The organism is Dielma fastidiosa (assembly GCF_000313565.1).
Taxonomy (GTDB): domain Bacteria; phylum Bacillota_I; class Bacilli_A; order Erysipelotrichales; family Erysipelotrichaceae; genus Dielma; species Dielma fastidiosa.
This window is the reverse complement of record NZ_HE578929.1, coordinates 227,821-242,904: the sequence shown is the minus strand read 5'-3', so window position 1 is coordinate 242,904 and position 15,084 is coordinate 227,821. Positions and strand designations below refer to the sequence as shown.

The following is a 15,084-nucleotide window of genomic DNA, read 5'->3' as shown; positions in this document are numbered from 1 at the left end:
TTTTAAAACATCTTGATTTTATCGCTTTTTAAACGGTTTAAGGCTCTTAATTTAAGGGATTTGATATTAAATACATATAAACAATTCCCAAATTTTAAATTTCTATACATCTAATTAATAAAATATTCATAATAATCAATTGACTCAGCATTCCTAATTATTGGCTTGCAGCACTCCAATTTATAAAAAAACGAAATTTCACAAATTAAAAGTCACCTTGCGGTGACAATTGCTCTATAAAAGCTTAATCATCTATTTTGCCAAAAAAGGTAAGTGCAATCAAGCCGCTGATACCAACCAGACAGTAAACGATACGTGTGAATAAGGTTCCTTTGCCAAACAGCATAGTGACTAAGTTAAAATCAAAGAGCCCGATCAGACCCCAGTTCAAGGCACCGACAATCACCAGTATCAACGCAATAATCTTTAATGTTTTCATTATGCTTTACCTCCTGATGATTAGTATGACCCATTTATTAAAAAATATTATACCCTAGCTTCAAAATATCGAACCATTATAGATTACCAAATTTTTGATAGAAAAAAAACAGCCGTGCAATGCACAAAGCTGTTTCTATTTTTTAATGAATCGGTTTTGAATTAAAAAGCTTCAGCAATTCATCCCAGACTTCATCTACACCCTGTTTTGTCTCACTGGAAAAAGGAATCAGCACTTCTTCTTCACGAAGCAGCAACGTTTCTTTGATTACATTCAGATTCTTTTTAATTTCTGAACGTTTCAGCTTATCCATTTTGGTAGCGACCACAAAACATGGCAAATCATAGTATCTTGCGAAATCAATCATCAGCCGATCATCCTCAGTCGGTTTATGGCGGGCATCAACGATCAGCAGCAAACCGCGTTTCTGCGTGCGTTCAGCAAAATAATCCTCCATCATCTCGCCGAATTTCTTCAGCATCGTCTTAGAGGCATTCGCATAACCATATCCCGGCACATCCACCAGCATATATTGATCATTGAGATTAAAGAAATTCAAAAGCCGCGTTTTGCCGGGTGTATTGCCGACATAAGCCAATTTCTTGCGCTGGGTAATCGTATTGATTAAGCTTGATTTACCGACATTGCTTCGGCCTGCCAATACAACCTCAGGCAAATCAGATTCCGGCCATGAATGACGATCGGGAGCTGATATTACCAGCTCCGCTTTATGGATCGTAATCATCGTACTAATGCCAGATCAATGACCTGGGATACATTTTCAACCGGTATGATCTTCACACTGTCTTTTACAGTCTGCGGGAGATCATCAATGTCCTTCACGTTTCCTTTCGGAATAATAACCGTACTGATTCCACAGCGATGGGCAGCCATTGTTTTTTCCTTCAAACCGCCGATTGGCAGAACATTGCCGCGCAGCGTAACTTCACCAGTCATCGCCAAGTCCGCTTTAACCGGAACTTTCGCCAATGAAGAAACTAAGGCCGTCGTCAAAGTAACCCCAGCGCTTGGTCCATCCTTCGGCACCGCTCCCTCCGGCACATGAATATGAATATCTTCACTTTCAAATAATTTACTGTCAATCTTATACTTCTTCGCGTTAGCACGAACATAGTCATAAGCAATGCTGGCCGATTCTTTCATCACATCACCCAGCTGACCGGTAATCACAAATTTACCCTTGCCCTCAAAATGAGTCACCTCAATCTGTAAGACATCGCCGCCAAATGACGTATAAGCTAAACCAGTAACGGTTCCAACCTGATCACTTTTTTCACGTTTACCGTAATCAAAAATCTCATGACCAAGCCATTCGTTAATCAGCTTCTTAGTAATCTTAATCGATTTTTTGCCGTCCTTCAAAATCGCAAGCACAGCCTTTCTCGATAAAGTGCCAAGCAGACGTTCTAACTGACGAACACCGCTTTCTCTTGTATAGAATTTAATCAGATACAAAATCATCTCGTCGTCAATTTTGAGCTGTGAAGGCTTTAAGCCATTCATCTTCAGCTGTTTAGGTAGCAGATGACGTCTGGCAATGGCTGCTTTTTCCAGTTCTGTATACGACGAAATATTAATAATTTCCAAACGGTCACGCAAAGCCGCCGGAATATCTTCAAGATAATTTGCCGTTGCGATAAAGAGCACATTACTTAAATCATACGTTTCTTCTAAGTAGTGATCTGAAAACAGACTATTCTGTTCTGGATCAAGCACCTCAAGCATCGCACTTGCCGGATCGCCCTTATAATCCGATGCCATCTTATCGATTTCATCAATTAAGAAAACTGGATTAATCGTACCGGCTTTTTTCATACCCTGAATGATACGGCCTGGCATAGAACCCAGATACGTACGGCGATGACCTCTGATTTCAGCTTCATCCTTAACACCGCCCACAGACATTTTCACAAATTGACGGTCCAATGCCCGTGCTACCGATTTAGACAATGACGTTTTACCGACACCCGGCGGCCCAACCAGACATAAGATAGGCGCTTTTAAAGAATTGGTCATCTGCTTAACCGCTAAATACTCCAAAATTCTCTCTTTCACCTTTTCCAAGCCAAAATGATCCTCTTCCAGCCGCTGTTCTGCCAGCTTCAGATCCTGATTATCTTCAGACATCTGCCACCAAGGCAGTTTTATCAGCCAATCGATATAGCTCTTGATCACCCCTGCCTCACCGCTTGATGAAGGCATCATCTCATAGCGGGCAAGTTCTTCCATCACTTTATCCTTGATAGCCTGCGGATAAGGATTATTGTTGATTGTTTCACGGATAGAATCCGCATCCTCACTCTGTTCCGGCACATCGCCTAACTCTTCCTTAATCGCCCGCAGACGTTCACGCAGATAGTATTCTTTCTGACTTTCCTCAACGCGGGTGCGCACTTTCTGATTAATATCATTTTCGATCGCTGCATACTGCTTTTCTTCCTCAATGGATTTGATAATCGTCATCAAGCGTGTATTTACCTCAAGGGTTTCAAGCAGATACTGACGCTTATCAACCGTAAATGGGAAAATCTGAGCAATATGATCAGCCAAACGCGGTGCTGATACGCCATTCGCAAATTCCGCAATCACTTCCGGACGAATCAGATTTGCAAGCGCATCAAAGGTTTCCAGTTCTTTGCTGACCTTCCGCACCAACACTGTTTCTTCTTCCTGATTACCCAGCACATCATTCAGCACTTCCACATCAGCCATGATTGTCTGAGCCAGTGTCGTCATGCTCTTGATGCGGGCTCTGGCAATCCCTTTAAATACAATACGGGAAAAACCATCCTTTTTATGATTAGATACAACCTTACAAATCGTACCTACCGTATACAGATCCTCTTCACTTGGATCATCAATCATCGCATTTTTCTGACTTACCAGAAAAATTTCATTATTGAAGCTTTCCGCACAACGACGTACAGCATTTAAACTAATTGGGCGTCCTACCTCAATAGATACTTCTTCGTATGGAAATACAACCACATCGCGAGTACAAACGACAGGAAATTGATAAATTTTATTTTCTTCCAAATCAACCGCTCCTCTCTATAATAGGTTAAAAAAGACGCTCAGCGTCTTTCTTACTTACTTGTTGAATCTTGAATAAGTTTAACAGCATTACGCAAACGCAAATCGTATGAAATGTTGTCATTGTCAATCAATTCTTTAACTTTAGCAATATCCATCTGATACATGTCAGCAATACGCTGGTATTCTGCTTCAATTTCCTCTTCAGTTGGATTTAATGCTTCTTTAACAGCAATTGCATCAAGCACTAAACGCACTTTAACCTTAGACTCTGCATCCACAGCCATCTGTTCACGGATTGCTTCATCACTTTGACCAGTCATCTGCTTGAACTGATCAAGACTGAATCCCTGCTGAGCTAGACGCTGAGCAAAATCATTTACCAAATTGTCAGTTTCTGATTCGATCATCACAGCCGGAACTTCAACCTGTGCATTTTCAACAACCTTTGTTAATAATTCATTGGTGAATTTTTCATCCGCTTGCTTTTCTTTATAATCAAGCATATCTTTCTTGATAAATTCTTTAAAGGCTTCAACTGTCTCTACACCTTCAATGTTAGCTAATTTAATTAATTCATCATTAACCTCAGGCAGTGCCTTTGTCTTAATTTCATGAACGGTAACCTTAAATACACAAGGCTGTCCCGCTAAGCTTTCTTCCTGATAGCTTTCAGGGAAAGTAACATTGATTTCCTTTGATTCTTCACTCTTCATACCGATCAGCTGTTCTTCAAAGCCAGGAATGAATGCATTGCTGCCGATTTCCAACGGATAGTTTTCACCTTTACCGCCGTCAAATGCAATGCCATCCTTAAAGCCTTCAAAATCAATAACAGCTGTATCACCGTTTTCAACTGTACCGTCTTCTTTGATTTCAAGTTCAGCATAACGATCCTGAAGTGCCTTGATCTGATCTTCAATATCCGCTTCAGTTACTTCACATTCATCTTTTTTAACATCTAAGCCTTTATAATCACCTAAAGTTACTTCAGGTTTAACTGTAATCGTAAAAGTCAGTGTTACTTCATCCTCAGTAATTGCTTCAACCCCTAATTCAGGACGTGCAATCATCCATAATGAATGCTCTTCAACACCCTGCTGTAAAGCCTCACCAGCAACTTCATCAATTGCTTCCATTAAGATATTCTGCTGAGAAATATGCTTCTTAGCCATTGCTGCCGGTACTTTTCCTTCTCTGAAGCCAGGCAGTGCTAATTTCTTAGCTAATTTATTGAACGCTTTTTCCTGCGCACCTTTCCAAGCATCGCCTGAAACGGTCGTCTTTAACTCACCTTGTGATTTTTCTTTTAATTCCCATGTTGAACTCATTGTTCATACCTCCTGATTCATCATATTGAGCATTTTTTTCAAATGTCATGCTTATTTAATAATAATTCATAACTATATGTTTGTGCAAGTTCTTTTTCAGCAATAAAGCATTTAAATTCATCTTCAGCGCCGTTTGCCTGATAAACATAATGTACAACAGCCAGACATAGATCCAAACTATCCTCTTCATCCACCGCCATCGGCAGCATCAGATAACATTCCTTTGCCAGAATATCCAAACACAGATTTAAAAATGAAGGATTATCATTTTCATACCATTCACGCAGCAATTCAACCGCTTTAATAACCCCTTCGCTTTCCAAAGGATATTCCAAAGCAGCCGGTACAAATTCAATGTCTAAGCCATCTCTTGTTAAGTGAAAGCTTTCATTGATCTGCTGTTCAATCATCATACTGATCAAAAGACTTTCCATCGTCAGATCATGATGTGTGTCGAAGACCTGCTGAATCAGCTCTGTATAATTGCGAAGATTCGCTTTTTGAAGCTGGTTAAGCGCGGCAACCTGACGCTGCGGGTTATTTCCCAGCAGCCATGCTTCCACCTGTTCATCGCTGAGCTGAACTTTTCCGGATTCCGGTATGCCGACTTCATCCAGCAGCTCATTAAGCTTCGCTTCTACATCCTGTGGAATATAAGGCATGTTTAATTCTTCAAGGATTCGGCTGCGGGCCTGCTTGTCTTCTCCGGAGGTAATCAATGACTGGATTTCATTAACAATATCTTGATAAATACCCTTCATTTTACGCCTCCCTGCTCAATCCATTGGATAATATAACATAATCTGTAACTAATTTCAATTATTCAGCTTGATTATCAGGGCGAACACATAACTTCACACATTTAATATTATTCAAATCCTTAATGCTCTTTTCTTGCCTTTGATTAAGAGTTTAAGTGCTTCAAACAGCAATATCACTAAGTATTATCGAATGTTGTGAAAGCGTTATCATTATTCTTGATTTCCCATATCAAAAGCGCAATAATGATACTATAAGGAGGTGTTCATGAATGCCTAAGTATATGATTGGATCTGATGAACAGCAGGCTTATCTAAATGATTATAACTGGAACGTCAAGGGTTATAGCTTTTTCGAACCTGGTGTTGTCTCAACAGATCATAAATTTTATTCCGCTTTTAATGTCGCAAAATCATTTTATCAAATTTATCCGGAAGTTTTTAATCTTCCTTATATTGCAGCCGCTGTCGGTTTGAATCAGGAGGATGTAAAGGCACGGCTGAAAAAGATGTATGATAATCGGCAGATTATGCTGGTAAAGAATTCATGTGTCGGCGTTTTAGGTTTTGGGCTTTATTATTGGATTGTGAAGCTGAAGGAAGGTCTCGGTGAAGAACAAAGACAGGAATTTGTAGATTGGATGCAAAACAATGATCAGATATGTACTGGCTATGCCATGGATGCCGGCGGTGATTTTGATTTCTTTAATGGCAATCACATGCGCAATCTTGACAATTTACTTGGCGGTGTGTTAGACAAATTCCGTTTCCGTGATGAAGTGGCTTATGTACACATCTGCCCGGTACGCCGATTAGTTCGCGAATCACATGTCAATCAGTTTGATGCCAAGGAAAATTTCAGAAAATATTTCTGGAGTGCTGAGCAAAAGCAAAAGCTGCTTGCCTTGCAGACGGCAATGGACAGTTATGATCTGGCGATAATTGAAGCAATCAACAATACTGAAAGTGTTGCGGATATGTTTGACTATGATGTTTTAGCTAAGCTATCTGGTTTAGATGCCGAAGAGATGAAAAAGGATTTTGTATATCTTGTTGAACAAACAAAATTGGTAATTCCAATGGTTTACTTTAATTATCGCGCATTGGGACTGAAGATGCATTTTTATTTGGTTTCGATGTTCCAGAATACGCCAACCTGGCGCAGTGAGCAAATTTGTGATGAATTAAGTCTGATGCCGGAATTTGCAAATATATTTGATTTCGCTGATGCTCATCACAATTTGATGTTATCGTGCTATAAAGAAATCACGGATTTAGATAAAATTAAAGCCAAGCTGCAAAGTTATGGCGAAATCGGTGAAATTCTGGAAGCTTCTTCTTCACGCCAGCTGAGAAGATGGACATGCCGGCTTGATGATGAAAACGGTTTATGGGAAGAATGTGTGTTTACTGATGATGTTTTACAGGATCGAACAGTCAATACAGGTGTTATCTGCCCAGCTTGTAAGGAGGAAAAATAATATGCGTATCGATAAAGCACGTGATTATGTCGTTGATAATTTACAGTATGCTTTAAATCCTTCTTCAATTGCGGTAGTTGGTGCCAGCCGTTATCCAAGCAAGGTTGGCAATAAGGTTGTTGCAGAATTACTTGAATGGGGTTATACCGGCAAAATTTATCCGGTTAATCCACGGGCTGACAAAGTGCTTGGATTAAAATCATATCATACATTAAAAGATATTCATGATCGTGTTGATCTAGTGTTTGTGGCAGTCCCTGCCCACCTGGTCACTGCCATCGTTGAGGATGCGATTGAGATTAAGGCAAAAGTTTTAGTGATTGCGACCAGTGCCTTTAAAGAAATCGGCCGTGAAGATTTGCAGAATAAGATTACGCTGCGCCTGCGTGAAAATAAGATTCCTCTCATTGGCCCAAATTTGGTTGGCATGGGTTCACCTTATAATCATTTCAACTGTGGTTTCATTCCTTATCTGCCGGTACCTGGACCAATCGCTATGATTTCACAGTCGGGAGCAAACTTGCTGGCGGCGCTTGGTACAAGTCAGGAAGATCATTTTGGCATGTCATTCTTTGTCGGCCTCGGCAATAAAGCCGATGTCGATTTTTCTGAATTTATTGAATACGCGCAAAAAGATGAGCATACGAAGTGTTTAGCTATTTATATTGAAGGTCTTGATTCGCCGGAGGCTTTTGTCGCTGCCTGTAAGAAAGTAACGAAACCGATTGTAGTGATTAAGGTCGGCGGCAGTAAGATCGGTGTAAAAGCTGCCTTTGCTCATACTGCCAGTGAAAATCCTGAGCCAGATCAGTATTATGATGATTTAATCAAAGAGGCAGGCGCCATTCGTGCTGTCACTTGGCAGGAGTTTCTTGATATTTCGCTTGCCGTTGGTTATCAGCCGCCGCTTAAGGGTGATAATATCGTAATGATAACCAATGGCGGCGGTGCGGGTCTTTTAGCCTGTGATCATTTTGAGCGCTGTGGACTGCCGTTGCATGAGCTGAGTGAAATCTCACCATTGCTGGCAACGAGGATGCGGGCCTATATGCCGATGTTTGGTTCACCGCTGAATCCTGTTGATATCGCTGGTACCGCTAGTGCAATCCAATATAAAGGGGCATTTAAACAGGCGCTGCGCGATCCGGCGGTTGATGGCATTCTAGGGGCTATCTGTCCTACTGCCGTCACCGATGTCAGCGCGATTTGTGATGCGGCGATCGAGGTCTACGAGGCTAATAAGGAGTTGAATAAACCATTCATCATGATTTGTCAGGGCGGCAAAGAATGCCATGATGCAATCTTGAAATTCAGGGATCACGGTATTCCAGCTTACGCGAGTGCTGAACAGGCGGTTAATGCAATAGCTGCTTTGCGAAAGACAGCCGTTAAGTAAACATAAAAGAAAGGACATTGGGTAAAAATGTCCTTTTCTATTGCTTCTTCAAATGCTAAACCAGCTGATTGATGTTGCCTTCAGCAACTGCCAGCTCATCCAGGGCTTGTTCTTTGCTGATGCCTTTAAGCGCCATAAGCAAGGCGGCCTTCACATTATAATCGCACTGAACCAGTAATTCATGAGCTGTCACTAACGTACAGTTCGTTGCCTGATCCAGAATATATTCAAGCCGAGTCCGCATTTTATTGCTGACCGGCGGTACATTAATCATCAGATTTTCATAAACATTACCTAATTGGGCCATAGTGATTGTCGTAATCATATTCAAAATCATCTTCTGACAAGTACCTGCCTTCAGCCGCGTAGAACCGGTAATAACCTCAGCGCCGGCTACCGCTTCCATTACCAGATCACAATGCTCGGCAACAATTGAATGCTTGTTATTAACCAATCCCGCACAGCGGATACCCTTTTGCTGACACCAGCTTAAGGCGCCAATCACATAAGGGGTACGTCCTGATGAGCTGATACCGATCACAAAATCCTTAGCTGTGACATGGCGGTTTTGCAGATCGAGGCCGCCGTTTTCTTCAATGTCCTCAGCACTGCCGTCTGTTTTCATCATATCCGTAAAATTGCCGGCGACAATGGCGGTGAACTCATCCGTTGTACCAAATGTCGCATTGGCCTCATAAGCATCCAGCATTCCTAAATAACCGGAATGTGCCGCACCGGTAAAAATAACCCGGCCGCCGCTGCGTATCGTGTCAACACAGATTTCAATTACCTGATTAATTACTGGCAGAATTGCCTGCACTGCCTTAGTACATGCTTCATCCTCATGATTCATCATCGCGGTTGCTGCCTCGATGCTCATATGAGGCAGGTTCATCGAATTGGGATTGCGTTCCTCAGTTGTCAGTTTAAGCAGATTATCTTTCATTAAAAGATACCTATGATCGCCCCAACTGCGCCGATAATAATCAGCAGCAGCATGACACGGGTCGCCTTTACCTTTTTATTCTTAAGCAGATACAATACACCCAGCGTCAGCATTAACGGCAGCAAGCCGCGGAACAGCTTATCTAAAATATCCGTTTGCACGCTCATTGATGAACCTTGAATATTAATCATCAGCGGTGTTGACACACTGACAAAGCTAGCTGTCAAGGCACCCATAACGATGGCACCTAAAGCACTTGCGCCAGTAATGACCTTCTTAATCAGATTGCTTTCTAAGATTTTCTGCAAGCCTTCTTTTCCAAGCCGATAACCGGTCATCCAAACATAATATGCAATGCTCAGCATGATGCCCATCATCAAGACTGAATAAAGCAGCGGCCCTGACATACTGCCGGAAGCAGCCAATGAAATACCGATTGATAATAAAATGGGTGTTAATGTGCCCTGCCACAGCGTATCGCCGATACCGGCAAAAGGTCCCATTAAACCAGTCTTGATACCATTGATGGCTTCATCAGAAATCGGCGCGCCGTTGGCTCTTTCCTCCTCCATCGCAATTACCATGCCGTTGATTACACCGCCGAAATGCGGTTCCGTATTATAGAAAACCATATGACGCTGTACCGCTGCCTGATATTCTGCCGGATTATCCTTATACAGTTTTTCAATGATCGGCGCCATCGCATGACAGAAACCCGTGCCGCATAAACGCTCATAATTATAATTTGCATGTGAGAAAAAAGTCCAGCGCCAGAATGATTTCACAACATCCTTTTTAGTTAAAGTTTTTCTTGTTGAATTTTGTTCCATCTTCATACCTCCTACACATTTTCTTTCTGTGACTGTGTATAGAACCACGCAATAACAAAGCCCAATACAGAAATAACGATTGTGTCAAGTCCTAGATAAACACTTAAAATAAAGCCGAGAATATAGAATGCCATCGTATTTGGACGGCTGATTGAACGAAGATTCATCGCTACGCCTAAAGCCGGCAGGATACCGCCGATAACCTGTAAGATATGCAGTACATTATTGCTTAACTTAGAAACCAGATCAGCCATGAAATCAGCGCCGTAATAAGCACCCAGCATAACCGGTATAACACTGATCAGAAAAACTAGGATCTGCGGCGGCACTACATGCAGGAAGCAGATTCTTTTCAAGTCGCCCTTTTCCGCTGCCTGATCCGCCATATGAACAAAAGTTACGTCAATGGTCATATGCAGCACCCAAATCAAGGTTCCTAATAAACCAAATGGCAGCGCAATCGTGATCGCTGTTGCCGGATCAACATTACCGACAATCGCAAAGGCAGTTCCCAATACACCTGCCAATCCCGGATCTGATGGAATCGTACCGCCCGCTGATATAAAGGCAATATATGGCAGCTGAATGGCAGCCCCGATAATTACGCCTTCGGTTGGATGTCCGAGGATAATACCTACCAATGTACCGGCGACTAATGGCTTTTGAAAGAGACTTGCCGAGCCTAGAACGGTTGTCCACGGTGTACCGATAATTCCTAAATAATAGACAATACCTAGTAAAAATGCTTGAAATAATGAAATACTCATTTTCTTTTCACCCCTTTAGATGTATTTACTTACATCGATTGCCGGATCTTCAGCAACCATTTGTATTTCTACCGCAATCTTTTTGGCCAACAAAGCTTTAAGCTGACTGACTTCCTCTTCACTTGCAGAAATATTTTTGTAAATCGTCTTTCTGCCCGGTTTAATTCCCATACCGCCAATATTGACTTTATCAAGGCAGATGCCGGCTTCCGCCATCATAACATACGGCGCGGGTGTTTTTGCCAACATGATGACCTTATCACGCTCATCAAGCGCCTGTACCATTGCAATACATGCATCCTCCCTGACCACTTCAGTTTTGATATTGGCCGGCACCAGCGTCTTGATAATCATTGTCAAAAAAGAATCATTGGCTGTCACATCATCAATAACCACAATCTTAGTAGCGCCTGTATAATTCAGCCATGATGTCATCACCTGACCATGGATTAAACGATCATCAACGCGTGCTAACACGATACTCATATCTATCTCATACTCCTTTCTACATAAGCTTCATAATTGATTTACCAACATCAAATACGCCTTCTCTGCCGCTTTGAATCGCTGCCTCGGCAAGTTCTTCCACTGAGACCTCGGTTGTATTCAGCAGCGTCATCTGCAGCATCATCGGTAAATTCACACCGACAATCACCTTCAGCTGATGTTCTCTCAGCAAGCGGATCGTCTGATTGCAGGGCGTACCGCCATACAAATCAAGCACAACTGCGATTTCATCATAACCCTTCGTCTTCAAGCCATGAACTTTCGATAAAATCAATTCTTGGAAGCTCTCTGGGTCCTGGCTGGGCACTAATCCCAAGCTGTCTAAAAACTCATGCTTACCGGCAATCATTTCGATTGTCTCCATAAAGGCCTGCGCCAGGTTATGATGCGTAACAATCAGTATTCCCGTCATATTTTTCTCCTTTCTGTCACGGTGATAATGAACACCAGCTACCCTGTAACTGTATTCTATCATCCATATGGCAAGTAATAATTTAATCATTTACACGGACACTTCGTGCAAGCTTTAAAACTTATCCAGCAAGCTGGCCCGCAGCACCGCCATTAAATTTTCATAGCTGGTATCCGCCAGGACTTGACCGACTAATTCTTCACTGCAGACTAACGAAGACAGATAAGGCCAGATTTGAAACGCCTTAGGATTGTTCATCTCCGTTGAAACCAGCAGCACGATTTTTACCTGCCGTCCCTCATCCCATTCAATCCCTTCCTCAAGAATAGCAACCGCTATAAAGGTCTGCGGACTAAATGGATATAAAGGATGCGGCATCGCAACATGATTCGCAAAATAAGAACTGCTCAGCGCTTCTCTTTCCATAACCAATGCCTCAAACTTAGGCGGCAGATGATAATAGCCCGCTGCCATATCAATCAGCCGATGAACGATCTGTGAGCGGTCAGCAGCCTTACCCACATAAAATAATTCAGGCGAAAAACAATTTAATATCGCATCGATGCTGTCATACCCATTAATCGCTAAATTCATTTTCGCAAAATCCTTTTCGGTAGGAAATAAGTTAATATTCACAGCCGCGCCCTTAGTAAGCGTATCTCCCTTTTCCGTAGTAAATAATGCGTCATACTCACTGATGTTGATTCTTGATAAATCCGAAGGATTGATAAAATCAAGCTGGAGAATCTGTTTTTCAAACCATTGATATATTTTCTGACGCAGCAGTATCGTTTCACTTTGTTTAAGACTGCTGATAACCAGCAGCTTTTTACCTTCTGAATTCAGCACGATATTTTCCAAGCCATAATTGAAGTACAGCGTAAAATACGCCGCCTCATCCTCGCTGATGCGAATATGATATTTTTCATAAATCAATAAGCCAAAATATTGAGCAATATCAAAAGCAAAAGGAAATGATTGTTTAATCTCTGTCAGCAATAAATTCTTAAGCTGCATATCATGCTGCATCCTGGAAAGCAAGGGTACAAAATGCAGCGCTAAAACGACCTTCAGATCAATACTTCGAGTAAAGTCTACGCCAAATTCAGAATTAATCTGTTCCAAGGAAGCCGCTATAAAAGTGATAATTTCATCAGATACACTTTTATAATCAACATAATCTCTTTTTCCCCGCAGGTTGATTGCCAGATACGCTATTTCATATTTCAGATCGATATCCCGGCGATGAATAAACTTTTCAAATATATCCTGAGCAATCTGATATTCTTTGTCATCACATTTATCGCGCTCATAGCTGTCTTCAATCAGATAGCCTTTTTCAATCCGCTGCAATGTCAGCAATAAATGCATGATTAAGCTTTCAAACAAAACCTCACTGATTTTATATTGATTCTTTAAAAAGATTTCAACGAGCATTTCTTTAATATGATTAATTTTCTTCATATCAGCGTTAAATGACGCGCTTGAATCAAGTGATAAAGCATAGACATCTTCATAAGCCAAACAGGCTCGCTTATCTTTTTCTTTACCTAGGATGCAGTAACCGGAACCAGATTTATAAAGCATTTCTAAATGATAGCGGCTGATGATTTGCTTGACTTCTTTCAAATCTAAATAAAGTGTGGAATCTGAAACATTTAGTGCTGATTGAATTTTTTTCTTTTTCACATAGTGGGTGCTGTTCAGCAGCATCAAAATAATAAATTTAATGCGGATTGGCTGTTCATTCATTGAATGTTCGGAGTTAAGCTGCTGACGGCTTGCTTCAAGCATATCCGCAAAACTCTTGATATCGGTAATTTCCAATCGATAACCCTTTGACGGAATGGCAAGCAGCACCGCTTTTGAGCCTTCCTTTAAACTTTGTTTAATTACCTCGATTTCACTTTTGACTGTTCTTACGCTGATGCCGCATTCATCGGCAATCTGGGCAGCGGCAGTATAATGATCAGCGGCTGCTTCAAGAATTGACAGAATGGTCAGCTGTCTTTGGGTCAGCATGATAGCTCTGGCTGACGCATCAGCTCAATCAGTTCCTGACTGTTTGCCGCCAAAACAATTTCACTGTCAAAGCAAAAAGGTCTTCCCTTTTCATCGCTGATTACAGCGCCTGCCTCCAAAGCGATGAGGATGCCGGGTAGAATATCCCACGCATGACTGGCAATCAAGAAAGTACCGGAAGTTCTGCCGCTGGCAAGATAAGCAAAATCAACACTTGCCGCGCCGAACATTTTCTCTTTCATAATCTGATAGCGCAGCCGTTTCATGGTCTGGCTTTGCAGCTTAGAGGCTGCCTGCCGCTCTTCATTAAAATCACCGAAGCTAACAATGCTGTGATTTATTGAATCAGGTTTTACGGTTAGCTTTTTGCCATTAAGCGTACAGCCGCCATTTTGACTGGCTAGATAAAGTTCATTCAGACATGGCAGCATGATGCCGGCAGCTGCAATCGCTGATCCTACAGTCAATGCCAGCTGAATCCCAAACATTGGTATCGCATTGGCATAATTGCATGTGCCATCGATTGGGTCCAGTACCCAGGTGCGCTCTTGCAGCAATGTATCCTGATTCATTTCTTCACTAAGGATATGATCCGTTGGAAATTGTGACTGAATCATTGTGATAATGTATTGTTCAATAGCATAATCACTGCTGGTAACTAAGTCTCTGGACGTTTTATCATGAATACTTTGTATTTTCATGTGATTCAGCCGCTGTGCGGCTTCCTTCAGCACGGATTCGATAAAGCTAATTTCTTTCTCATAATTATCGGTTACCATAATTCACCTCCTGATTTCATCTTATCACATTGTACTTTTCTAATGTGAAAATGAGCCGATTCCGTTTTTCAGCATTTGCATGATACTTCGTGCAAAGCAAAAAAAGCCTTTATGACAAAGGCTTGCGGTGAGTGTAGATCACTATCACTATAATCAAATTATTTTATACATCAAATTTACATCAAATTACAAAAACATATAAAAAAAACGCCTGATTCAGACGTTTAATTTAAACATGGCGTCCACGGGGGGACTCGAACCCTCGACCGCACGCTTAGAAGGCGTGTGCTCTATCCAGCTGAGCTACGTAGACACTTTTCATGTGCTAAATTATAATAGCAAAATTAACCGCAAAGTGCAAC

General features: G+C 41.6%; 14 protein-coding genes and 1 tRNA gene. 2 read left to right on the top strand and 13 right to left on the bottom strand.

Features of this window, described 5'->3' with window-relative positions:
* Nucleotides 1–244: 244 nt before the first annotated feature.
* The 5 genes from DAHG_RS14710 to DAHG_RS14690 form a co-directional block, all read right to left on the bottom strand.
* Nucleotides 245–439: a DUF378 domain-containing protein gene (locus tag DAHG_RS14710; RefSeq protein WP_022939111.1), complete on the bottom strand. Its 195-nt coding sequence runs from the start codon at nt 437–439 to the stop codon at nt 245–247.
* 142 nt (nt 440–581) lie between these two features.
* Nucleotides 582–1,184, bottom strand: a complete 603-nt coding sequence (gene yihA / locus DAHG_RS14705; RefSeq protein WP_022939110.1) for a ribosome biogenesis GTP-binding protein YihA/YsxC — start codon at nt 1,182–1,184, stop codon at nt 582–584.
* The gene (lon, locus tag DAHG_RS14700) at nt 1,181–3,496 is read right to left on the bottom strand and encodes an endopeptidase La (RefSeq protein ID WP_022939109.1); all 2,316 of its coding nucleotides are present in this window, start codon (nt 3,494–3,496) and stop codon (nt 1,181–1,183) included. The genes yihA and lon overlap by 4 nt, the downstream gene beginning before the upstream one ends.
* Before the next feature lie 50 nt (nt 3,497–3,546).
* Nucleotides 3,547–4,824, bottom strand: a complete 1,278-nt coding sequence (tig, locus tag DAHG_RS14695; RefSeq protein WP_022939108.1) for a trigger factor — start codon at nt 4,822–4,824, stop codon at nt 3,547–3,549.
* A 38-nt stretch (nt 4,825–4,862) separates the two neighbouring features.
* Nucleotides 4,863–5,585, bottom strand: coding sequence for a hypothetical protein (locus DAHG_RS14690; protein WP_022939107.1), 723 nt, complete (start codon nt 5,583–5,585; stop codon nt 4,863–4,865).
* A gap of 269 nt (nt 5,586–5,854) precedes the next feature.
* Between DAHG_RS14690 and DAHG_RS14685 the strand changes: the two genes are divergently transcribed.
* Together DAHG_RS14685 and DAHG_RS14680 are read left to right on the top strand one after the other, a co-directional pair.
* Nucleotides 5,855–7,063: a hypothetical protein gene (locus DAHG_RS14685; protein WP_022939106.1), complete on the top strand. Its 1,209-nt coding sequence runs from the start codon at nt 5,855–5,857 to the stop codon at nt 7,061–7,063.
* Nucleotide 7,064: 1 nt separating this feature from the next.
* Nucleotides 7,065–8,459, top strand: coding sequence for an acetate--CoA ligase family protein (locus DAHG_RS14680; RefSeq protein WP_022939105.1), 1,395 nt, complete (start codon nt 7,065–7,067; stop codon nt 8,457–8,459).
* A 55-nt stretch (nt 8,460–8,514) separates the two neighbouring features.
* On the opposite strand, the gene DAHG_RS14675 is transcribed toward DAHG_RS14680, so the two are convergent.
* The 8 genes from DAHG_RS14675 to DAHG_RS14640 form a co-directional block, all read right to left on the bottom strand.
* Complete coding sequence (locus DAHG_RS14675; protein ID WP_022939104.1) at nt 8,515–9,405, bottom strand: N-acetylmuramic acid 6-phosphate etherase; 891 nt, start codon at nt 9,403–9,405, stop codon at nt 8,515–8,517.
* Nucleotides 9,405–10,235 (bottom strand): PTS system mannose/fructose/sorbose family transporter subunit IID, encoded by an 831-nt coding sequence (locus DAHG_RS14670; RefSeq protein ID WP_022939103.1) that lies wholly within the window; start codon nt 10,233–10,235, stop codon nt 9,405–9,407. The genes DAHG_RS14675 and DAHG_RS14670 overlap by 1 nt, the downstream gene beginning before the upstream one ends.
* An 11-nt stretch (nt 10,236–10,246) precedes the next feature.
* Nucleotides 10,247–11,002 carry a PTS mannose/fructose/sorbose/N-acetylgalactosamine transporter subunit IIC gene (locus tag DAHG_RS19860; RefSeq protein ID WP_022939102.1) on the bottom strand — a complete coding sequence of 252 codons (756 nt, stop codon included), beginning with the start codon at nt 11,000–11,002 and terminating at the stop codon, nt 10,247–10,249.
* Between the two features lie 15 nt (nt 11,003–11,017).
* A complete protein-coding gene (locus tag DAHG_RS14660) occupies nt 11,018–11,488 on the bottom strand; it encodes a PTS system mannose/fructose/N-acetylgalactosamine-transporter subunit IIB (RefSeq protein WP_022939101.1) in 471 nt (156 codons plus the stop codon).
* Nucleotides 11,489–11,507: 19 nt separating this feature from the next.
* Nucleotides 11,508–11,921 (bottom strand): PTS sugar transporter subunit IIA, encoded by a 414-nt coding sequence (locus DAHG_RS14655; RefSeq protein ID WP_022939100.1) that lies wholly within the window; start codon nt 11,919–11,921, stop codon nt 11,508–11,510.
* A gap of 114 nt (nt 11,922–12,035) precedes the next feature.
* Nucleotides 12,036–13,943 carry a BglG family transcription antiterminator gene (locus DAHG_RS19855; protein ID WP_022939099.1) on the bottom strand — a complete coding sequence of 636 codons (1,908 nt, stop codon included), beginning with the start codon at nt 13,941–13,943 and terminating at the stop codon, nt 12,036–12,038.
* Complete coding sequence (locus DAHG_RS14645; RefSeq protein WP_022939098.1) at nt 13,937–14,722, bottom strand: inositol monophosphatase family protein; 786 nt, start codon at nt 14,720–14,722, stop codon at nt 13,937–13,939. Before DAHG_RS14645 ends, DAHG_RS19855 begins: the two co-directional genes overlap by 7 nt.
* 236 nt (nt 14,723–14,958) lie before the next feature.
* Nucleotides 14,959–15,035 (bottom strand) — tRNA-Arg (locus DAHG_RS14640).
* Nucleotides 15,036–15,084 lie beyond the last annotated feature (49 nt).